Origin of the sequence: Paraburkholderia sp. RAU6.4a, assembly GCF_050435625.1 — a bacterium.
Classification (GTDB): Bacteria; Pseudomonadota; Gammaproteobacteria; order Burkholderiales; family Burkholderiaceae; genus Paraburkholderia; species Paraburkholderia tuberum.
In genome coordinates this window covers 4,047,266-4,067,051 of record NZ_JBNDKQ010000002.1, presented here as the reverse complement: position 1 = coordinate 4,067,051, position 19,786 = coordinate 4,047,266, and the positions used below count along the sequence as shown (strand labels likewise).

General features: G+C 64.3%; 17 protein-coding genes, 5 pseudogenes and 1 riboswitch. Of the genes and pseudogenes, 7 read left to right on the top strand and 15 right to left on the bottom strand.

Annotation, left to right across the window (positions count from 1 at the left end):
- Positions 1 to 35 precede the first annotated feature (35 nt).
- A pseudogene (locus OKW40_RS23570) lies at positions 36 to 2,583 on the top strand (FUSC family protein).
- A gap of 19 nt (positions 2,584 to 2,602) precedes the next feature.
- Here OKW40_RS23570 and OKW40_RS23565 read toward each other — a convergent pair.
- Together OKW40_RS23565 and OKW40_RS23560 are read right to left on the bottom strand one after the other, a co-directional pair.
- A complete protein-coding gene (locus OKW40_RS23565; protein WP_090804099.1) occupies positions 2,603 to 2,812 on the bottom strand; it encodes a hypothetical protein in 210 nt (69 codons plus the stop codon).
- Positions 2,813 to 3,041: 229 nt separating this feature from the next.
- Positions 3,042 to 3,527 carry an Lrp/AsnC family transcriptional regulator gene (locus tag OKW40_RS23560; RefSeq protein WP_184044147.1) on the bottom strand — a complete coding sequence of 162 codons (486 nt, stop codon included), beginning with the start codon at positions 3,525 to 3,527 and terminating at the stop codon, positions 3,042 to 3,044.
- Between the two features lie 138 nt (positions 3,528 to 3,665).
- On the opposite strand from OKW40_RS23560, the gene OKW40_RS23555 reads away from it, so the two are divergent.
- Positions 3,666 to 4,334 carry a cysteine dioxygenase gene (locus tag OKW40_RS23555; protein ID WP_429491758.1) on the top strand — a complete coding sequence of 223 codons (669 nt, stop codon included), beginning with the start codon at positions 3,666 to 3,668 and terminating at the stop codon, positions 4,332 to 4,334.
- 31 nt (positions 4,335 to 4,365) lie between these two features.
- Here the strand turns inward: OKW40_RS23555 and OKW40_RS23550 are convergent, their stop codons facing one another.
- The 4 genes from OKW40_RS23550 to OKW40_RS23535 form a co-directional block, all read right to left on the bottom strand.
- Positions 4,366 to 7,170, bottom strand: coding sequence for a mechanosensitive ion channel family protein (locus OKW40_RS23550; protein WP_429491756.1), 2,805 nt, complete (start codon positions 7,168 to 7,170; stop codon positions 4,366 to 4,368).
- Positions 7,171 to 7,288: 118 nt separating this feature from the next.
- On the bottom strand, positions 7,289 to 7,936 hold the full coding sequence (locus OKW40_RS23545; RefSeq protein ID WP_184066739.1) for an NAD(P)-dependent oxidoreductase: 648 nt from the start codon (positions 7,934 to 7,936) through the stop codon (positions 7,289 to 7,291).
- A 181-nt stretch (positions 7,937 to 8,117) separates the two neighbouring features.
- On the bottom strand, positions 8,118 to 8,573 hold the full coding sequence (locus OKW40_RS23540; protein WP_429357021.1) for an Rrf2 family transcriptional regulator: 456 nt from the start codon (positions 8,571 to 8,573) through the stop codon (positions 8,118 to 8,120).
- 90 nt (positions 8,574 to 8,663) lie between these two features.
- Positions 8,664 to 9,128 carry a hypothetical protein gene (locus OKW40_RS23535; protein WP_429492045.1) on the bottom strand — a complete coding sequence of 155 codons (465 nt, stop codon included), beginning with the start codon at positions 9,126 to 9,128 and terminating at the stop codon, positions 8,664 to 8,666.
- Between the two features lie 214 nt (positions 9,129 to 9,342).
- Here OKW40_RS23535 and OKW40_RS23530 point away from each other — a divergent pair.
- Both OKW40_RS23530 and OKW40_RS23525 read left to right on the top strand, forming a co-directional pair.
- Positions 9,343 to 9,525 (top strand): annotated as a pseudogene (locus OKW40_RS23530) (SDR family NAD(P)-dependent oxidoreductase); the annotation flags it as partial.
- Positions 9,526 to 9,698: 173 nt separating this feature from the next.
- Positions 9,699 to 10,022, top strand: coding sequence for a hypothetical protein (locus tag OKW40_RS23525; RefSeq protein ID WP_090804088.1), 324 nt, complete (start codon positions 9,699 to 9,701; stop codon positions 10,020 to 10,022).
- Between the two features lie 42 nt (positions 10,023 to 10,064).
- Here the strand turns inward: OKW40_RS23525 and OKW40_RS23520 are convergent, their stop codons facing one another.
- Entirely contained in the window at positions 10,065 to 11,822 is a 1,758-nt protein-coding gene (locus OKW40_RS23520; protein ID WP_429491754.1) for a sensor histidine kinase, read from the bottom strand.
- 432 nt (positions 11,823 to 12,254) lie between these two features.
- On the opposite strand from OKW40_RS23520, the gene OKW40_RS23515 reads away from it, so the two are divergent.
- Together OKW40_RS23515 and crcB are read left to right on the top strand one after the other, a co-directional pair.
- Positions 12,255 to 13,442 carry an ammonium transporter gene (locus OKW40_RS23515; protein WP_184066730.1) on the top strand — a complete coding sequence of 396 codons (1,188 nt, stop codon included), beginning with the start codon at positions 12,255 to 12,257 and terminating at the stop codon, positions 13,440 to 13,442.
- A 77-nt stretch (positions 13,443 to 13,519) separates the two neighbouring features.
- A riboswitch (Fluoride riboswitch) is annotated at positions 13,520 to 13,581 on the top strand.
- A gap of 72 nt (positions 13,582 to 13,653) precedes the next feature.
- Positions 13,654 to 14,034: a fluoride efflux transporter CrcB gene (gene crcB / locus OKW40_RS23510; protein ID WP_090804083.1), complete on the top strand. Its 381-nt coding sequence runs from the start codon at positions 13,654 to 13,656 to the stop codon at positions 14,032 to 14,034.
- A gap of 70 nt (positions 14,035 to 14,104) precedes the next feature.
- Here crcB and OKW40_RS23505 read toward each other — a convergent pair.
- A pseudogene (locus OKW40_RS23505) lies at positions 14,105 to 14,278 on the bottom strand (ubiquinone-dependent pyruvate dehydrogenase); the annotation flags it as partial.
- 23 nt (positions 14,279 to 14,301) lie between these two features.
- A complete protein-coding gene (locus OKW40_RS23500) occupies positions 14,302 to 15,558 on the bottom strand; it encodes an acyltransferase family protein (RefSeq protein WP_429491752.1) in 1,257 nt (418 codons plus the stop codon).
- Here OKW40_RS23500 and OKW40_RS23495 point away from each other — a divergent pair.
- Positions 15,530 to 15,814: a hypothetical protein gene (locus OKW40_RS23495; RefSeq protein ID WP_429491750.1), complete on the top strand. Its 285-nt coding sequence runs from the start codon at positions 15,530 to 15,532 to the stop codon at positions 15,812 to 15,814. The genes OKW40_RS23500 and OKW40_RS23495 overlap by 29 nt on opposite strands.
- A gap of 148 nt (positions 15,815 to 15,962) precedes the next feature.
- Here the strand turns inward: OKW40_RS23495 and OKW40_RS23490 are convergent.
- From OKW40_RS23490 to urtE, 6 genes and pseudogenes are all read right to left on the bottom strand, one after another.
- Positions 15,963 to 16,110, bottom strand: a pseudogene (locus tag OKW40_RS23490) (IS6 family transposase); the annotation flags it as partial.
- Positions 16,111 to 16,154: 44 nt separating this feature from the next.
- Positions 16,155 to 16,293: pseudogene (locus tag OKW40_RS23485) on the bottom strand (IS6 family transposase); the annotation flags it as partial.
- A gap of 52 nt (positions 16,294 to 16,345) precedes the next feature.
- Positions 16,346 to 17,371, bottom strand: a complete 1,026-nt coding sequence (locus tag OKW40_RS23480; protein WP_429491748.1) for an aliphatic amidase — start codon at positions 17,369 to 17,371, stop codon at positions 16,346 to 16,348.
- 72 nt (positions 17,372 to 17,443) lie between these two features.
- On the bottom strand, positions 17,444 to 17,779 hold the full coding sequence (locus OKW40_RS23475) for an FmdB family zinc ribbon protein (protein WP_184062016.1): 336 nt from the start codon (positions 17,777 to 17,779) through the stop codon (positions 17,444 to 17,446).
- 25 nt (positions 17,780 to 17,804) lie between these two features.
- Positions 17,805 to 19,043 carry a formamidase gene (gene fmdA / locus OKW40_RS23470; protein WP_429491746.1) on the bottom strand — a complete coding sequence of 413 codons (1,239 nt, stop codon included), beginning with the start codon at positions 19,041 to 19,043 and terminating at the stop codon, positions 17,805 to 17,807.
- 52 nt (positions 19,044 to 19,095) lie between these two features.
- Positions 19,096 to 19,785, bottom strand: a complete 690-nt coding sequence (gene urtE / locus OKW40_RS23465) for an urea ABC transporter ATP-binding subunit UrtE (RefSeq protein WP_184062017.1) — start codon at positions 19,783 to 19,785, stop codon at positions 19,096 to 19,098.
- Between the last annotated feature and the right edge of the window lies 1 nt (position 19,786).

The window sequence follows — 19,786 nt, the reverse complement described above, 5'->3', positions numbered from 1 at the left end:
CTGCGGTTTTCTCGGTGAATGGATTCAGGTAGTCGATGCGCTATTCGGTCGAAATAAGAAAATTCCTTTATAGCCAGTACTTTTATGGCGGCCTGCGCATCGCGGTCGGGGTGTCGTTACCGGCCATCCTGTGCCTGATCGTGTTTCACAATCGTGACCTCGGCTTCACGATCGCGACCGGCGCGCTCGGCGCCTGCGTCGTCGACATGCCGGGCCCGCTCAAGTACAAGCACAACGAGATGCTGGCCTGCTCGGTGATCGGCTTTCTGTCCGCGCTCGCCACCGGCCTCGCCACCGTCAATCCGCTCGCGCTGTGGTGCACGGTCGTGCCGCTCACGTTCGTGCTGTCGCTAATCGTCGTGTACGGCAATCGCTGGCCGCAGATCAGCTTCGCGACGCTGTTCATGATGATCATGACGCTGGAGGAGCACTTCACGCCCTTGCAGGCGCTCGTCAACGCGTCGTGGATCCTGCTCGGCGGTCTCTGGTACACGTACTGGTCGACCTTCGTGAGCCGCTGGATGATGCATCGGATCGAGCAGCAGGCGCTCGCCGAAAGCGTGTTCGCGTGCGCGGGACTATCTGCTCGCGCGCGCCGCCTTCTACGATCTCGACAACGATCTCGACGAGTGCTATCGCAACCTCGTCGACAAGCAGATCGCCGCGGTCGATCGCCAGGACGCCGCGCGCGACATGGTGCTGCGCAATCTGCCCAGGTTGAAGCGCGGCAAGCTCGAACCACGCCGCGCGATGCTCTACAACCTGTTCATCAATAGCGTCGATCTGCATGAGCTGTTCGTCGGCGCGCAAACCGATTACACGCTCGTGCGCAGCACGTTCGGCGGCTCCGATCTGCTGGTGTTCTATCGCGATCTGATCCGCAAGGCGGCCGAAGATCTCGAGGAGATCGGCCTCGCGGTGCTGCAGAACCAGGCGCCGCGCATGCGCGTGAACGTGAAGGCGGAATTGCGCGCGATCGAGTATGAAATCGAACTGATGCGCAAGCAGGAGCTGCCGACGCAGAACCCGGAGGCGTATTCGGCCGTGTCGTCGAATTTCCGCCGCATCTGGAGCGCCACGCGGCTGATCGACAAGATGCGCCGAAGCCTTGCCAGCGAGCCGAGCCCGACCGAAACCGAACTGCGCATCGATTAGGCGCTGAGCCGTTTCGTGTCGAGCCGGCGCGTGCCGTTCGGGCAGATCCTGTCGAATCTGACGATGGCCTCGCCGAGCTTTCGACACGCGTTGCGCGTGACGATCGCGGTCGCCGTGGGCTTCTGGCTCGGCCGCCTGCTGCCGCTCACGAACGCGTACTGGATCGTGATGACCACCGTGATCATTCTGAAGCCCGGCTACTCGCTGACCAAGCAGCGCAACGGGCAGCGGATCATCGGCACGCTGATCGGCTGCGCGGCGAGCATTGCGCTGACCATCTTCGTGAAGGAGCCGCACATCCTGATGGTCGTGATGTTCGCGTCGATGGTGATGAGCTACAGCCTGCTGCTGTTCAACTACACGGCGAGCGTCGTGTTCACTTCATCGTATGTGCTGCTGCTGTTCCATCTGCTCGCGCCGGGCAGCATGCGCATCATCGGCGAGCGCGCGATCGACACCGTAGTCGGCTGCGCGATCGCGATCGCGGCGAGCCACCTGTTCCCGTACTGGGAGTACCGCTTGATGGGCAAGCTCGTCAACAACATGATCAGCGCGACGCGGCAGTATCTCGAAGCGAGCTGGTGGTGGAGCGGTAAACCGGCCGCGGCGGTGGTCGCGGCCGTGACCGAAGCGGGCGCGCGCGCGCCGGCGGCGGCGATGGCGGATCCGGCGATCGGCTTTGGCGGCCCGGCGCTCGCCGTCGCCGGCTCCGGCGCCGGAGCCGGAGCCGGTGCCGGTGCCGGAGCCGAAGTGGCGGGTGGCGTCGGTGCGCGCGGCGCTGGGCGCGCCGGCGTGGCACAGCCGGTCGCCGACGCCAATGCCGAGGCGAACGCGGGCGAGGCCAGCCATGACACCGCCACGATCCGCAACGCGACCGCGCGCCCGGCAAGCGGTGCATCGGTCGCCGCTGCCGCCGCGGCGACCGCGCTCGACCGCGATTACCGTTATCGGCTCGCGCGCAAGAACGTTCACGTTGCGTTCGCGAATCTCGGTCAGGCGTTCCAGCGGATGATGCTCGAACCGAAGTCCGCGCAGAAGTTCGTGCCGGAGTTGAACGGTCTGCTGGTGCGCAGCCATGTGCTCGCGTCGCAGATCACGGCCGCCGCGCCACTGTTGCGCACTTCCGCGCAACAGCAGCACCAGGTCGAGGATATCTCGCTACAGCCGCTGCAGCGCGCTTTGAGCCTCGTGCGCGACAACCTGAGCGCCGCCGAAGCCGGCACCGCGTTGCCCGCCGAGCAGGGCGAGCAGATCAAACTGATGAGTCGCGAGCTCGATGCAATGGTCGTCGAAACGGAGAAATCGCCGGACTATACGGCCGATGCCGTGCATGACACGAAGCTGCTCGCGCATCAATGCAAGCAGATGCTCGCGGCGTCCGCGCAGATTCGCAAAGACGCGAGCATGATCCGGCTACCGGAGGAGTGAAGCAGGAAGCGCGCGGGCGTTATTGCGCGGCGCCGCTCGCCGGTTTCATCGCGGTGGCCGCCGCGGCTGCCTGCGAAGCCACTGGCGGCACCTGCGTGGGCTGGCTGTCGAACTCGTGCTTTTCGCGGATCGCGTTATAGAACAGCGTGGCAATCACCAGCAGGATCGCCACCACGATAAAGACGGAGATGCCAAAGGTCGGATTCTTCTTGCGCGGCGGTCTGGTCATGAAGCGGGCTCGATTCGCGAAGCAGTCGCGGATGGGTCGGAGAAGGCGGCATTCTACGCCCAGTGGGCTTGCACGCGGCTTGCAGCCGGGGGAGCAGTATGGATGCGCTGTGGCGCGTTTACTGTCGAGGCAGCAAGCGGCGCTCCTGACCTTAAATGCATCGACCACGTCGCCATCGTAGCGAACCCGTGTTCCGTTCGTTCGTCACCGCCCCATCGCATGTCGCGCGTTAGCCGTTATTTGTGACAGTCACAACCGGCCGCACTGGCAACGCCGTCGAATACTTGATCTGCTCCATCGCAAAGCTCGAACTCACGTCGTACAGCGGCACGGCCGTGATCAACTGTTTGTAGATCCGGTCGTAGTCGTCGATATCGGAGACCACCACGCGCAGCAGATAGTCGGTCTCGCCGCTCATCCGGTAGACCTCGACCACTTCGGGAATATCGCGCACCGCCTGCGTAAATGCGGCGGCCCATGTCTCCGTGTGCTGATTCGTCCGCACCGCCACGAACACCGTGGTTCCGACCCCGAGCTTGCGCGCGTCGCACAGCGCCACCTGCGCGCGAATCACGCCCGCCTCCTTCAGGCGCTGCAGCCGCTTCCAGCAAGGCGTCTGTGACAGGTTCACGCGCTGCGCGAGTTCGGCGATCGGCATCGTCGCGTCTGCCTGCAGCAATTCGAGCAGCTTCCGATCGATGATATCCATACTCATACCACCACCCCTCATAGGAAATTATTCTACTTTTCTGACGGTCGAGGGAATTATATGGAAACTCTTTCTCCGGGCAAACCGGTATAAATATCGATACCGAAAATTGCCGAACTGCAGCGCCCGCGCTGCAATAAAACCATGAGCGACGACCTTCGCGCCACCGCTTTCGAGCACCTTCCCGACTACCTGAAGTCGCTGCCGGACCCGGCCCGACTTGAAGCGGCCGCGTTACCGACACAAACGCTGGGCGAGATCGGGCGCACACCGCTCGAGCGCCTGTGCGACACGCTCGACGCGATGTTCGGAGCCTGCGCGAAATTTCCGGAACCGTCGCATTCGACGTTCTTCGCGCGCACCATGCGGCTCGCGCTCGCCGAGGCGGCCGCCGACCCGGCGCTGCTCGCACCGATGCAACGCGAAGGTTCCGCCGACACCTATCGGCGCCATCTGCTCATCGCCGATCCGCAAGGCCGCTATGCGATCGCCGCGCTGGTCTGGCAGCCCGGCCAGGCGAGCCCCGTGCACGCGCATCACACCTGGTGCGGTTACGCGGTGGTCGAGGGCAAGCTGAGCGAAACGGTCTTCGAATGGGACGACGCGCATCAATGCGCGAGCGCGCTGCGCGCTCAGACGCGCAAACACGGCGCAGTGTCGTTCGTGCGCGGCGGCCGTGCTGCGATTCATCGGCTTGGCAACAGCAGTGATGCGCCGGCGGTGTCGCTGCATATCTATGGCGTCGAAGGCGCGCGGATCGGCTCGCACGTGAACGACATCGTGCGCATGGCCGACGCGGCGGAGATGGTTTGACGGTTGCACGGCCCCCAAACACACCCCCGCCTCAATTCTTCCCACCCACATCACCCGCCGTCGGAATCTGCGGCGGAATCGGCGCGGTCTGTCCGGTCGTCGGCGGCGCCGGACGCGGTTCGTGCGACACGTCACGGGCGGGCGCAAGCGGCACCTGTGTCGACGCGCGCGCCGACGGGCCAACGACGCCCACCTCATACTCAGCTTCGCGCGGATACTCGTGCGGCCCTTCGCGGTCTCTTTCGCGAGTGGGTTCATGCGCCCTTTGATGGGTTTTGCCGCGCGCGCCGTCCCGCGCCCGCTGCTGCGCCTCGCCATGCGCATGCCGGCTGTCATCGGCACCGGCATTCACAGGCGCGACGAACCCGGTCATCTCATCGTCGCGCAGCGGCTCGCCCTCGCTATCTTTCGACGATGTGTACAGCCGCATCTGCGCGACCGGAATCTCGATGCCGGCCTCGTCCATCTTGCGCTTGAGCCGCAAATTGAACGCGCGCGCGACGCTCCATTGCTGCAGCGGCCGCGTCTTGATCTGCCCTTTGACGACCATCCAGTTCGGATCGAAGCGATCGAGGCCCCACACCTCGATCGGCCCGAGCATCTCGCGCCGGTAGCGGAAGTCGGCCATCAGCTCCGCGCCGACTTCGCGAATCAGCTGCGTGATCTCGTCGACATCGGTCGAGAACGACATGCGCACCTCGAACACCGCGTACGCGAAATCGCGCGACAGGTTCTTCACGATCTTGATCTGCGAGAACGGAATCGCGTGGATCGCGCCCTGCCCGTCGCGCAGCCGCACGGTGCGGATCGACAGATGCTCGACCGTGCCCGCATGCCCGCCATCGACGTCGATCCAGTCGCCGACCGAGATCGTGTCCTCGATGATGATGAAGAGCCCGGTGATCAGGTCGGTCACCAGCGACTGCGCGCCGAAACCGATCGCCAGACCGATCACGCCCGCGCCCGCGAGCAGCGGCGTCACGTTGATGCCGAGGTTCGCGGCGGTGACGATCCCACCGATCGTCATGATCGTGACGAGCAACACGTTGCGCACCAGCGGCAACATCGTGCGGGCGCGCATGCTCGGGCTGCGCGCCTTGTTGCGCGGGCTGCCCGGATTGAGCGTCTCGGTGATCGCGGTGTCGACCAGAATCCACAGCAGCCACGCGATGAACACGGTGGCGACGATCGCCGTCATCGCATGCGCGACGCCGCGCGCCGCCACGTTCCTCTCGATCACCGCGGCCAGCGACACGCCCCACAGACGCGCCGCGGATTCGAAGAAAAACAGCCAGATGAACAATGTCAGCAAGGTGCCGCAAAAGCGCAGCAGCCGCGTCAGATACGGCGAGCGGCGCCGCGCGCGGGCACTGCGCGGCTGCGTCATGCGCAGCACGATCGCCGACAGGAAGAACGCCAGCACCAGCAGCAGCGCGGTGACGATCGAGATCTGCAGCACGTTTTCGCTGGAGCCGGAGCCGCCGAGCGTCGCGACCACCGACGCGGTCGCGAGCACCAGCACCGGCACGTGCCACAGCGCGGCGAGCACCTCGAACGCTTCGGTCGCGGCCTTGTGGTCGTTGCGCTGTTCGTACGGCCGGTTGCGGATCAGATGCGCGACCGGCCGGCGAAACGCGAGCGCGAAATAGCCGGTCAGCACGGCGGCCGTCATGTTGGCCGCGGTCGAAATCAGCGCGGCGAGGTTGGTGCCGAGCTGATGCTCGACGTCGTAATTGACGGCTGCGTCGCCGAGCGCGCCGCACACGCCGATCACGAACAGCACGCGGCGCGCGTGATCGATCAGCAGACGCACCGCGACGCGGCGGTGGCCCGAGCCGAACAGCGAAAACATGATCAGACAGATCGCGGAAAACACCGCGCCCGCGACGATCGCATACGCGACCACCATGCCCAGCGTGCGGCCGAGCGAATCGGGCATCGCGCGCATGAACAGCAGCGCCGCGATGAACGCGATGATCCACGGACCGACGCGGCGCAACGCGAAGATCAGCAGCTCGCGCGTGGTGGGATTGGGCCGCAGCACCAGCTCGACACCGAAGCGCCGGTGCAGCCGTTGCTGCAGATAGATCAGCGCGCCGGCACAGGCGCCCCAGCCGGCCAGCATCCCCAGCATCGCCAACAGGATCGTGCCGACACCCTCGTGTCCCTGGCCCGAGACGATCGTGTACAGCTCGTTGCCGGCCGCGGTCACGCGCCCGCTCCAGTAGCGCACCGGCGTGCGGCCCTGATGCACGTCGGATTCGAACGACGCGATACCCGAGGCGATCGCGCCGAGCAGGCCCGGGCTAGGTTGCGCGGACGCGGGCGCAGGTGGCCCGACGGTTTGCGCGGCGCTTTGCGATACGTCGCGCAGCTTTTTCAGCTGGGCAACGAGCGCGCTGCGCTGGCGGTCGTTGTCGAGCGTGGCGATCACGCTGTCGAGCGAGCGCGCCAGCTCCGCCTGGCTCGCGGGCGACGGCGCCGACGCCGCCTCGGGCGCCGACGCCCCCGATGCCGCGGACGCCGGCGTCGCGTTCACCGTCGCGCTGTTGATCAGGCTCTGCAATGCCGGGATCACCGGCGTGCCGCCGCCGACCGCGGGGCCCGCGGCTTGCGCCATGCGCGGCAGCGCGCCGAGGCACAGAATCAGCGCGGCGCACAGCAGCGCGGCAAACCAACCGACGGCATCTGTGCGCGCGCGCGGGCGGGCGTCGCCGCTGGCAGTGTCGCAAGCGGTGTGAGCGGAGGAGAGATGGGGGGCGCTGAGAATCGCCGGCTGCTGGCCGCCGCCAGACGGCGCAGCCTCGGACTCACGCTGCGACGGGCATGACTGCATGGCAATCCGTGAGAAAACGGCAGACGCCAGTGTAGCCGCAGTTTCGCCCGGCGCGGCCGAACATGCGTAACCGAATGTTAGTACGCTTGCGCGGCCGGCGAATTCGAACCGCCGCTCGTCAGTACGCGACCGTCGCGATCTGGCGGATGAAGCGGCCCTGCTCCAGTTCGTCGACGAACGCGATCGCGTAGTCTTCGGCCGAAATGCGGCTGTTGCCGTCCGCGTCCGCAATCAGCGTGTTCGCGCCCGTGCGGAACTTGCCGGTGCGCTCGCCCGGCGCGATCAGCGCGGCTGGCGCGAAGAACGTCCAGTCGAGATCGGTCACGCCGCGGTAGTACTCGAAGGCGTCGCGGTGCGCGAGTGCAATACCCTTGTACGCGTCCGGAAAGCCGTCGGTATCGACCAGTTGTTTGCCCGCTGCGACTTCGAGCGAGCCCGCGCCGCCTACCACGACGACGCGCTTCAGCCCCGCCGCGCGCACCCCCTCGACCAGCGCGCGTGTCGCTTGCGTCAGGGTGGCGAGATCGCCCTGCGGCGGCGCATACGCGCTTGCGACCACGTCCTGACCGCGCACCGCCGCGCCGACGCTCGCGGCGTCGAGCAGATCGGCCTGCGCCGCATGCAGATTCGCGACGCCGGCCGGCACGCGCGCCGGATCGCGCACCAGCGCCGTCACCTGATGCCCGCGACGCGCGGCTTCCGCGGCAATCCGCGAACCGATCATGCCAGTCGCGCCAAACAGGGCGATCTTCAGTTGCTTGCTCATATCAGCGTACTCCTCAGGTTGTCTTATATGTAACTTTTATAGTTACATATAACGAGAAAAAAAGCGGGGCGCTCACCCCGTTCCTTTGTTTGGGCACGCGTGCCGGAATAGTTCGAGCCGCGCCCTACGACACTGCGCTTCTATCGTTCACCGCCGACGCGTCTTGTGCGCGAAGACACGCTCAAGCACGGCGCTTGCGCTCGCGCTCGCGCTGCTTCTCCGAGCGGACCACGTCGGCGGTCGCGTCGGCGAGCGTGCGCGCGGCCAGCGTCGCTTCCATTGCCTGCTGCGCTTCGTCGATGATCCCGCTCAACACGCTCTGGATATTGCGCCCCACCATGCACGCTGGATTTGGCTCCTCGCGATGCAACGCGAACAACTGCGCGTCTTCCACCGCGCGATAGACCTCGAGCAACGTGATCCGTTCCGGCCGCCGCGCAAGCAACGCGCCGCCACCGGCGCCCATCTGCGAGGTGGTGAGGCCGGCGTCGGAGAGCATGCTCAGAAGCCGGCGAATGAGCGCGGGATTGGTGTTCACGCTGCCCGCGATCATCTCCGACGACAACGGCACGCCGCCCTGTAGCGACAACAGCGCGAGCACATGCACGGCAAAGGCAAACCGGCTACTCGTGTTCACGGCAGATCCGTCCCGAAACGACAATGTGTAACCATCGTAATTACATATAACGCTAATGTCAAACGGCGAAACCGGATCGAACGGCGCGAGTCATTTATCCATCTGCTTCTGCGCGTCGGCGGAATCGGTCGATGCAGTCGACGAAGCCGACGCGCCCGCATTCTGCGCCGACCACGCCTGCAGCTTGCGCCCCGCCGTTTCGAGGCCCTGGCCCGTGATCGACGCGGCCTTGCCGAGCTGCGCGTTGGCCGCGCTCGCCGCGTTCTGCAGGTTGGCCTGCGCGCTCGACGCGAGCGCGGCGGGGTCGATCTTGAGCGACGGCGCGGAGGCCGAGTCGAGGTTCTGTTGCGCGGCATCCTTGGTCGCGTCCACCTGTTGGCCGACGTAGCTCGCGGCCTGATCGAGCTTCTGACCGGCAAGCTGCGCGGCGTCGTTCAGCTTGCCCGCGACCTGGCCGGCCGACGCGTCGTTCTTCTGGCACGCGGCCAGCGCGCCGAACACGAGGACCACGACCGCCGCGCGGTGCAATAACGATGAGGAAAGAGATGAAATCATGATCTGGAAGGAGCCGCGTCGGGCGGCTCGCACATGCGAAGACGTGCCCATGATACCGCCGTTGCGCGGCGCGCCCGCTTCGGATCGCCCCGGCGAGTTGGTCGCGGTTCTGTCGAACCTGATGGAGCTGACGTCCGCGCGATTCAAGAGGCGCCCCTTCCCTCAACGATCGTCTTCGGCGCGCGCCTGTTGCCGCGGCAGTATTGCGAAGCCGACGCGCGCTGTATTGCCGACCATGCGCGCGAACCGCTCGGGCCACGTGATCAATGTTTCATCGATTGGCGGCTATCGTGCCGCGGCGGGCTTTGGCGTGTATTCGTCGACGAAGTTCGCCGTCGAAGGCATCACGGAAGCGTTGCATGCCGAGTTGAGACCGCTGGGCATTCACGCGACAGTCGGCAAGCGGATCGCCCACCGGGTCCCGAGACCACGTGCAGCAACGAGCGTCGACTTGCAGCGGCGCTCGCCTCGACATCGCTCAACAGCGCCCCACAATTCAGAATCTTCCGACAGTTGCAGGCGAAACACCTCCGTATAGTGTCGCGGCTGCTTTTGGGGAGTGCTGTTTCGATGAAACTGATCGACTGGATCGTCACCCTCGTCATCATGCTGATGGCGATCGTTTTTTTCTGCGCGCGCCGGCTGCCCACCTGGTCGCACGACACCCGCGCTCGGCATATGAAAGGGACCCGTTTGCTGATGCAGGCCGCGTGTGCACTGTGGGCAGCGCTGCTCGGTGTCACGCACGGCCTGTTTGCCGTCGAGGGTCTTGCCGGCATTCGGCCAACACCGGCCGAAACGTTCGCCGGCATCGCCGTGCTGCTGGCATGCGGTTGCTACTGGTCGGTGCGCGGCAGAAGACTGCTGAAGCCGCGGCGGATTTTCGCCGGTTGACGCGCGGGCGAGCGCCATCCGCGCCGCACGATCGAGCGCCCCCTACCGCGTGCTGATTCCTCGCACCGCGTGGACCGAACGTGCGGACGACCCGCTGCCTGCACCCAAGCCTGGTCCCGCAGCGCCCGGCACACTCTGACGCGCATCGCGCGCCGCCGGAGCCGGACCCGCCGCGGCGAGCGCAGCCGCGCCAGCCGCGGCCGGTTTCGCGCTCGCAGCACCCGCCTCTGGCAGCGACAGATAGAACGTCGTGCCCACCCCCTCCTTCGATTCCGCCCACACGCGGCCGCCATGTCGCTCGACCATCCGCCGCACGAGCGCGAGGCCGATGCCCTCGCCGGCCGCGGCATTGCCGTGCAGGCGCTGGAACGCGGTAAACAGGCGCGGCAGCGCGATCGCCGGGATACCGAGGCCGTTGTCGCGCACGTAGAAGATCCGCAGCGAATGCACGCCCGGCGGCGCAGGCGTCGTGCCGATTTCGACGCTGCCCTCGCGCGCCGGGTCCAGATAGTTGATCGCGTTGCCAATCAGGTTTGCGAAGATCTGTTCGAGCGCGGTCGGATCGCCCCATACCGCGGGCAGTTCGCCGACCGTCACGCGCGCGCGCCGCGCACGGATCGAGCCCTGCATCGCATCGACGACACGTTGCACGATGTCGCGTACATCGACATTCTGGCGCCGGTACTCGACCCGCCCGACCCGCGACAGCCGCAGCAGCGCGTCGATGATGTGCGACGCGCGCAGCACCGCGGTCTGCAGATAGTGCAGCGCCTCGCCGATGTCCTCGTCGACGAGGCGCTCGATCCGCTCGCGCGTGCTGATCGCGAGCGACGAACCGCGCACCGCGTCGCGCAACTCGTCGCTTGCGCGAATCAGCTCCCGGGAAAATCCCTGCAGGTTCACGAGCGGCGCGCGCAGGTCGTGCGACACGCTGTAGATGAACATTTCGTTTTCCTGGGTCTGCTGGCGCAGCGTCTCGTTGCTGCGCGCGAGCTCGGCGGCGCGCCGCTCGAGGTCCGCGTGAAAGCGAGCTTCGATGCGCTCGGCTTCGAGCAGTCGGCGGCTCGTCTCGTGCAAGGTCAGATCGAGCCGCGCGATTTCATCGCTACCGGCGCCGAGCGGCGCGAGCGGCTCGTTGCCGGCGAGCCGGCCCGCGTTGTCGGACAGTAGCGCGAGCCGGCCGCGCACGCCGCGCGTGAACATCCAGACGGCGAGCGCGACGAACAGCAGCGAGCCCAACGCGGCCGCGACGATCAGCGTCTGTTCCCGTTCGCGCACGGCGGCGACGGCATTCGAGCGCGAGCTGTCGAGACGGCGCTCCTCGGCCTGGAACGCGCTCACCTCCACACGGAAATGATCGAGCACGTCGGCCTGGGCGAGATCGTGGAAGCGCGCGAGAATCTCGCCGGTCCGCCCGGCGTGCAGCATGTCCTGGATCCGGTCGGACCACTGGCGGTACGCCTGCACCGCCTGGCGCACCTCGGCCACGCGCTCGACCTGCGCCGGATCGTCCGCGACGAGTTCGGCGAGCTCGTCGATGCGCCGGTCGACGTCCATCCATACCGCGATCGGGGTGGTGAAATGCGCGTCGTTGGCGAGCACCGCGCCCCGCAGCGCGACCGATTCGGCCAGCACCGGATCGAGAATCTCCGTGCTCTGGCGCAACACCTCCTCGCTATGCATCGTCCAGCGCTCGGCCATCGTCGCATCGGTCTGGGCCTTCACGACACCGGTGAGCAGCGCGAGTTCGAAAACGGCCGGGATCGCGATCAGAAGCAGGCCTTTAGTGGTCAGTCTCATGCGTGCCCATGGGAGGGGTTGGCCGGCGGATCGTGCACGGAGTCGGCACATTATGTCGGCGTTTGCGCGGGAAAAGAAAGAGGGGCACGAACGAGTCGACGGTAGCTTCTGCCGTTCGCGCACAGTGCGCCAGAAATGGGCATCGACGCGCCCGACCAGCATCTTGCTGCGTCAGGATTTCGAATCAAAATGTAATTTACATCGAATATTTCGCCCTCCTCTGGGTCAATCTGCGCAAGGGCGTCGATTTATGCACTTTTCTTGTGCCATTCCTCTCTGTTCAGGTGCATGACGCGCTCGGGCGGCGCATGGCTCAAAACCCACCGGATGCCCATCCCGGTGCCCGATTGCACCGTGTCGACGCGACCAGCACAGCTTTGGCCCGCTTCTTGCTGACATAGCGCACTTTTTTGGCATAAGCGGGACATATCGATGGAAAGTCTGAAATACGGCGCCGATACCGAGTTTCTTTTGATGGGCGCTGCCATGGTGCTGGCGATGCACGCGGGATTCGCCTTCCTGGAGCTTGGCACCGTGCGCAAGAAGAATCAGGTGAATGCGCTGGTCAAAATTCTGGTGGACTTCGCGGTCTCGACGATCGCGTACTTCTTCATCGGCTACACGATCGCATACGGCGTGCAGTTTTTCGACAGCGCGGCGACGCTCGCCCAGCACAACGGCTATGCGCTCGTGCGCTTTTTCTTCCTGCTGACGTTCGCCGCCGCGATCCCCGCGATCGTGTCGGGTGGCATCGCCGAGCGCTCCAAGTTCAATCCGCAGCTGTTCGCGACGTTCGTGCTGGTCGGTTTCATCTATCCGTTCTTCGAAGGCATCGCGTGGAATGGCCGCTTCGGCATCCAGGACTGGCTCACGCAGGCTTTCGGCGCGCCGTTCCATGACTTCGCGGGCTCGGTGGTGGTGCACGCGTTCGGCGGCTGGGTCGCGCTGCCGGCCGTGCTGCTGCTCGGCGCGCGCCACGGTCGCTATCACCGCGACGGCGGCATCGCCGCGCATCCGCCGTCGAACATTCCGTTTCTCGCGCTCGGCGCATGGGTGCTGACGGTCGGCTGGTTCGGCTTCAACGTGATGAGCTCGCAGACGCTCGACAAGATCAGCGGCCTCGTCGCGGTCAATTCGCTGATGGCGATGGTCGGCGGCACGCTGAGCGCGTGGTTCGCGGGCCGCAACGACCCGGGCTTCACGTACAACGGCCCGCTCGCCGGGCTCGTCGCGGTGTGCGCGGGCTCGGACATCATGCATCCGCTCGGCGCGCTGGTCACGGGCGGTATCGCTGGCGTGCTGTTCGTCTACATGTTCACCTGCGTGCAGAACCGCTGGCGCATCGACGACGTGCTCGGCGTGTGGCCGCTGCACGGGCTGTGCGGCGCATGGGGCGGCATCGCGGCCGGGATCTTCGGCATCCATTCGCTCGGCGGGCTGGGTGGTGTGTCGTTCGCCTCGCAGGTCATCGGCACGCTCGGCGGAATCGTCGTGTCGGGGCTCGGCGGCACGGTCGTGTACGGCGTGATCCGCATGACGGTCGGTCTGCGCCTCGACCAGGAAGAGGAATACAACGGCGCCGATCTGTCGATTCACAAGATTTCGGCAACGCCGGAGTGAACGAAGGCGGCGCTCGCGGGAAACGGGAGAGGCGCGAATCACGCGCCTGTCCCCAAATGCGCGCGCCGATGTTAGACTTCGCGGCTGGAGATGGCATTCTCCATTAACCGCCCTTGGGGCTGATGATGCCTGCTACGCCCGGTTATGCGGACGCGGCATCGACTCGCCCGCATCGACCGGTCTGTCGACATTCCGGTTTCGATCCTCTTCCATGTATTGGTCTTTTCTCGCTGTCGCGATTGGCGGCGCACTCGGCTCGCTGTTTCGCTGGTTCCTCGGCTTTCGACTTAACCCGGTCTTTAGCGATCTGCCGCTCGGCACGCTCGCCGCCAACGTGATCGCCGGCTACCTCATCGGCGTGGCGGTCGCGGGCTTCGCGCGTGTGCCCCAGCTCACGCCGGAATGGCGGCTGTTCGTCATCACCGGTCTGATGGGCGGGCTGTCGACGTTCTCGACGTTCTCCGCGGAGGTCGTGCAGCGTCTGCAGGACGGCCGGTTCGGCTGGGCGGCGGGCGAAGTGGCGATTCACCTGAGCACTTCGCTGATCATGACGATTCTCGGCATCGCGACGGTTTCGTTGCTGGCGCGCTGAGGCGAACACGTTGACGAGGATCACGGACGCGGGCCCGAGCCGTCGGCAATTGGGCTAGCGCCCGTTTGCATCTGAGCTCGGTGCGAGCCAGCTCGACGATCTCGTCGCCGCGTCCGTTCAATATCGCACGCAGCATATAAAGGCTGAATCCCTTCGCATGGGCACGTTCCACCTTCGGAGGCATGGCAAGCTCATGCTTCGATGTGATCACATCGACGAGTGCGGGACCGGGATGCGCAAACGCCTGCACCTGGCCGGCAGCGCGTCTCACTGTGTCTTCGGCACCGACGTCGCTGGCAGCGGCGCGGGCCACGCTGCGTCCCAGCGACTCTTCAGCACGCGACGCAGCCTGGTCCTGAGCGGCACCACGACCCGCTCCTGAAACAGCACCGACGCCACCAGCACCAGGACCAGATAGACCGGATAGGCGGAAAAATGCACGGGCACCTGGCTTGCCGCCTCCCGGCAAACATGCGGTCGATGCACGCATGACAACAGCGAATACGGAATGCCAAGCAGCTTCTGCACTTTGAGAAAGCCGATAAATAGCGGGTATTGCAGCGCGAAGATCGACAACGAAGCGTTGCCGAGCCGTCTCGTCCAGGCGGCCACGCGCGGCGACGCGTTTTGCAGTGCGCTCGCGCAAACAAAAATCACTGCGACTTGCGCGGGCAAGAGTGCGCCGTTGTGAAGAAGTACTTCCCACGAACGCATTCCCGCCGTAAACAGAAAAGTGGCGCCGATGAAAAGTGCCCCTGTAGCAGCGAATATGATCCACCGGCAACTCGCGATCATGCCGGTAATGCTTTCGACGTTCGCCTCGAATATCCCGTAAGCGAGAATGCCCGCCAGAAACTCCGGAAGCCGCACCAGCGGATTGGTATGCAACACACCGATCGGCCACACCTGATACCAGCCGCCTGCAACGACGATCACGGCCGGCAACAGGCTGGCGCCCCACATCGCCATCAGCATCGTGGACTTCCAGCGCATCGACAGCAGGCGTGGCGCGAGCGCCGGAAACGATAAATAGAAAAAAAACAGCGTCGACAACGACCACGACGGAATGTTGAATGACAGATAAAAGGGATTCCAGGCCTGCAATAACAGGATCTGTAAAACCGCATTGACCGCCACTTCCACACCGCTCATGGTGTGCACAATCGGCGTTGCTGAATCGAGGTTGCTCAGTTCGGTGTCGAAGGGATGGGAATTCACAGCCATTAATGCAATGCTCAGCGCTAACGTAACGATGTGAATGGGATAAATATTGCTAAAACGGTTGATAAAAAACTTCGATGCCGAAACCTTCATCGCTTCGCCAGTTTTCTTTTCCACCGAAACGTGCGATAGAATGAATCCTGACAGAATAAAGAAGATACTCGTCGCGCAGCCGCCGAATTTGAAGAAGTCGGCCATTGGCATCGCCCTCGCCTCGGGGTAAATGACGAGCGTGTGGAAGACGACCAGATAGCAGGCCAGCAGGAACCGCAGGATGTCCAGCCCCGGGAGCATCGCCTTCATTTTGTTTTCCTTTTTCTTACGTGGAAATATCGCTTCATTGCGTTTCCTTTCATTTTTATCTTCTTTAATTTTTAAATTGAAAGCATTTACGCGACTCGATATGCGGAGCATGATTCATGGAGGCGCGGCAACCGGTATGTGCGCTTCCGCACCAATTGCAGCTGCAAAAAAACCACTGTGTGCGAAGATCGCCGGAAACCAGCGTGCGCGTCTCTCCGCCCGCCATCCCGTTAATGAGAAAACAGTGACAAAATAAATGCGCAGAGCTGCGATGTAAAAAAACGCCACCAATAGGCGTGTCTCAGAACACGGTGGACGGAGCTTGGGCAATGCCGGTGAAGAGACGCCACGCTTCAAATCGCGCGGCGAGCTGTTTGCGATAGAGCGAGGCGCTCAGCAGATGACTGCGTGCGTTCGGGCAAGCGAAACCCTCGCATCCGGCGCTCGCGTTCACGCGTGGGTTGATGGCTGTTTTCAGCGCGGTTGTTCGCGCGCGCAGGCCTTGACGAACACGTGCTTCACATTCGCCAGCTCAGGGATCTCTGTTTTCGCGGGCCATGTGCTGCCCGGCTTGCGACGGGCAGTCCTGACCTGATGCGCAAAACTGGCGCCGAACTTGTCCGTCCACCGCCGGATCGATTCATGGCTGACAACCACGCCGCGCTCGAACAGTAGCTCCTCGATGTCGCGAAGGCTGAGTTGAAAGCGGAAATACCTCCGAACCGCGTGGCTGATGACTGACTAGCTGACCAGCGCGCGAACGTGACAACGCCCGGCGAACCAATCCTCACGCCCCGTTCGGAATCCCATCAATCGGACACTCCGGCGTCCCTGGCGTCGGGCGCGTGAGTGCTTCGACGCGGCGGCGCGTGCCGTCGGGGTCTTCGATCCAGTCGCGATAGAACCCAAACGGACAGGCCGCCACGCCGTTCGCGCCGTCGCCCGAATTGATCGTGCCCGTGTACCCGCGGTGCAGAAGTTTGTATAGATGGTTCTGCGACTGCATCGTGCGCCGCGCGTCGCGGATCATGCTCAGCGAGAGCTCCGCGTACTGCACGCCCATCTCCTCCTCGCCGCACTCGCCGAGCGTGCGCCCGTCGAAACCCACGATCGCCGAGTGACCAAAGTACGAATACACGCCGTCCCAGCCCGTGGCATTCGCCACGGCGACGTAAGTGTTATTCATCCACGCCATTGCCTTAGCCACCATCACCTGCTGCTCCTTGGCCGGATACATGTAGCCCTGGCAGCGCACGATCAATTCCGCGCCGTTCATCGCGCAGTCGCGCCAGATCTCGGGATAGTTGCCGTCATCGCAGATGATCAGGCTGATCTTTAAACCCTTCGGCCCATCCGTCACGTAGGTACGATCGCCCGGATACCAGCCTTCGATCGGCGTCCAAGGCATGATCTTGCGATACTTCTGCACGATCTCGCCGCGATTGTCGATCAGCACAAGCGTGTTGTACGGCACCTTACGCGGATGTTCTTCGTGACGCTCTCCCGTGATCGAGAACACCCCCCAGACGTTGGCCTGGCGGCACGCCACCGCAAATATTTCCGTCTCCTCGCCCGGCACCGTCGACGCCGTGTCGAACATCTCCTGCCGGTCGTACATGATGCCGTGCGTCGAATACTCGGGAAACACGACGAGATCCATGCCAGGCAATCCCTGCTTCATGCCGATCACCATGCCGGCGATGCGGCGCGCGTTGTCGAGCACCTCCGCCTTCGTATGCAGACGCGGCATCTTGTAGTTGACCACCGCGACGCCCACGCAATCGTTGCTGCTCGAAATATCGCCATGTCGCATGACATATCCTCCTTAAGTCCCTCAGATCGCAGGCGGACTTCGGGCCGCCCGCTCCGCTTCAGCACACACTCACTAGTGGCTGATCATCCATGGTCGTCCTGCCGGCCGTTTGAGTCCGTCCGAAGCCGATCCCGCGAGCTTCGCGCTGCCACCCGAGCAGCAACTGCATCCCGCCCGATGACGCAACGGCGCCCCGTCACCGGACTGGCGCGGCGCGTGCTGCGCGCGCTCGTTCGTTGCGTGCGCGGAGCGCCGTGTATTCGCCATCAAGGCTAGCGACGGCGCGCTGATCACCCGGCCACTCTCCCCTCCGCACTCGGGACAGCGGCAAGGCTTTTCGCGGTCCGCCATGCACCGCATGACGGAAAAGGGACCGCAACTCGCACATTCGAAGTCGTAGATCGGCATGACAGGCTCTCCTGGTAGCGTTGGCTCAGACGTTCGCGAGATCCGGCGAGCATGGCAAATCCACACCGCCCTTGATGTGCTGGATGGGCCCATCGGCATTCGGGCGAATGTCGAAGTCGAAAATCTGTGTCGGCAGCCACAAGGTCGCGCACGCATTGGGAATATCGACCACGCCGCTGATGTGCCCCTGCACCGGCGCACAACCGAGCAACGAATACGCCTGCGCGCCCGAATAGCCGAACTTCTTCAGATACTCGATCGCATTCAGGCACGCTTGCCGATACGCGACCGTCACGTCGAGATAATGCTGAGCGCCCTGCTCGTCGACCGAAATGCCTTCGAAAATGAGGTAATCGTTGTAATTCGGCGTGATAGGACTCGGCTGGAATACCGGATTGCGAATTCCGTATTTCGCCATGCCGCCCTTGATCAGATTCACGCGCATGTGTACCCAGCCCGCCATTTCGATCGCGCCGCAAAACGTGATCTCGCCGTCGCCCTGGCTGAAGTGCAGATCGCCGACGGAAAGTCCTGCGCCATCCACGTAGACGGGGAAGAACACCTTCGAGCCGCGCGACAGATCCTTGATGTCGCAATTACCGCCGTGCTCACGCGGCGGCACGGTGCGCGCCCCTTGCGCCGCCGCCTTGTCACGCGCGTCGCCCGTGAGTTGCCCCATATGCGCGGTCGCGGCGAACGGCGGATTCGCCAGCGGCGGCACGCGCTCCGGCGCGGTCGCGATCAGGCCGGTTTCGCGTGCGTTCCAGGTTTCCAGCAGTTTCGGATCAGGCAGGCATCCGATCAGGCCGGGGTGAATCAGACCCGCGAAATTCACGCCTGGAATGTGGCGCGAGTTCGTGTAGACGCCGTGAAAATCCCAGATCGACTTCTGCGCGGCAGGAAAATGGTCGGTGAGAAAACCGCCGCCATTGGTCTTCGAGAAAAATCCGTTGAAGCCCCACTGGCTCTCGGACTTCGCACCGATGTCGAGCAGGTCCACGACCAGCAGATCGCCGGGTTCCGCGCCATGCACGCCGACCGGGCCGGACAGAAAATGGACGATCGACAGATCGATGTCGCGCACGTCGTCGGCGCTGTCATCGTTCTTGATGAAGCCGCCGGTCCAGTCGTAGGTTTCGAGGATGAAGTCGTCGCCGGGCTTGACCCAGCAAGCCATCGGAATATCCGGGTGCCAGCGGTTGTGCACCTGCGTGTTTTCGTAGGCCGGCTGGTTCAGATCCACCTTGATGAGAGTTTCGGGCATTGCGTTCGCTCCGTGGTTCGAGGGTCAGTAAATGCGGTTCGGTGCGCCGCACTCATACCGAGAGGTATTCGCGGATGCGGTCGGTGTCGCCTGCATCGCGGGTGCTTTGATGTACGAAGCGGCCGCCTTCGATCACGAAGAGCCGGTCGGCGACGTCGAGCGCGAAGCTCAACACCTGCTCGGACACCACGATGGCGATGTTGCGGGTCGTGCGAATCTGATTGAGCGCCTTCGCGATGTCCTTGATGACGGACGGCTGAATGCCCTCGGTAGGCTCGTCGAGCAGCAACACCTTCGGATCGGTCGCGAGCGCGCGCGCAATCGCGAGCTGCTGTTGCTGGCCGCCCGAGAGGTTGCCGCCCTTGCGCCGTCGCATGTCGAACAGCACGGGAAAGAGCGCGTAGAGATCGTCGGGCACGAGCTGGCTGCGCGCCTTTTCGAGGCCCGTCTGGATGTTCTCCTCGACGCTCAGCGACGCGAAGATCTGCCGGCCTTGCGGCACGTAGCCGATGCCTTTCGCCACGCGCCGGTAGCTCTCGTCTTTGGACACGTCGGCGCCGCCCACCCGCACCGTGCCGCGATTGGCGGGCAGCATGCCGATTAGCGCCTTGAAAAGCGTCGTCTTGCCCATGCCGTTGCGGCCCATCACCGCGACGCTTTCGCCGCTCGCCACGGAAAATCCGATGCCGTGCAGCACCTCGCTCTGGCCGTAGCTGACCACGAGATCGTCGACTTCCAGCATG

Bases quoted from the DNA above. Each gene is read 5' to 3' on its own strand.
- OKW40_RS23565 (WP_090804099.1), bottom strand. From the start codon at position 2,812: ATGACCAGACCGCCGCGCAAGAAGAATCCGACCTTTGGCATCTCCGTC.
- OKW40_RS23560 (WP_184044147.1), bottom strand. From the start codon at position 3,527: ATGAGTATGGATATCATCGATCGGAAGCTGCTCGAATTGCTGCAGGCA.
- OKW40_RS23555 (WP_429491758.1), top strand. From the start codon at position 3,666: ATGAGCGACGACCTTCGCGCCACCGCTTTCGAGCACCTTCCCGACTAC.
- OKW40_RS23550 (WP_429491756.1), bottom strand. From the start codon at position 7,170: ATGCAGTCATGCCCGTCGCAGCGTGAGTCCGAGGCTGCGCCGTCTGGC.
- OKW40_RS23545 (WP_184066739.1), bottom strand. From the start codon at position 7,936: ATGAGCAAGCAACTGAAGATCGCCCTGTTTGGCGCGACTGGCATGATC.
- OKW40_RS23535 (WP_429492045.1), bottom strand. From the start codon at position 9,128: ATGATTTCATCTCTTTCCTCATCGTTATTGCACCGCGCGGCGGTCGTG.
- OKW40_RS23525 (WP_090804088.1), top strand. From the start codon at position 9,699: ATGAAACTGATCGACTGGATCGTCACCCTCGTCATCATGCTGATGGCG.
- OKW40_RS23520 (WP_429491754.1), bottom strand. From the start codon at position 11,822: ATGAGACTGACCACTAAAGGCCTGCTTCTGATCGCGATCCCGGCCGTT.
- OKW40_RS23515 (WP_184066730.1), top strand. From the start codon at position 12,255: ATGGAAAGTCTGAAATACGGCGCCGATACCGAGTTTCTTTTGATGGGC.
- crcB (WP_090804083.1), top strand. From the start codon at position 13,654: ATGTATTGGTCTTTTCTCGCTGTCGCGATTGGCGGCGCACTCGGCTCG.
- OKW40_RS23495 (WP_429491750.1), top strand. From the start codon at position 15,530: ATGTCCAGCCCCGGGAGCATCGCCTTCATTTTGTTTTCCTTTTTCTTA.
- OKW40_RS23500 (WP_429491752.1), bottom strand. From the start codon at position 15,558: ATGAAGGCGATGCTCCCGGGGCTGGACATCCTGCGGTTCCTGCTGGCC.
- OKW40_RS23480 (WP_429491748.1), bottom strand. From the start codon at position 17,371: ATGCGACATGGCGATATTTCGAGCAGCAACGATTGCGTGGGCGTCGCG.
- OKW40_RS23475 (WP_184062016.1), bottom strand. From the start codon at position 17,779: ATGCCGATCTACGACTTCGAATGTGCGAGTTGCGGTCCCTTTTCCGTC.
- fmdA (WP_429491746.1), bottom strand. From the start codon at position 19,043: ATGCCCGAAACTCTCATCAAGGTGGATCTGAACCAGCCGGCCTACGAA.
- urtE (WP_184062017.1), bottom strand. From the start codon at position 19,785: ATGCTGGAAGTCGACGATCTCGTGGTCAGCTACGGCCAGAGCGAGGTG.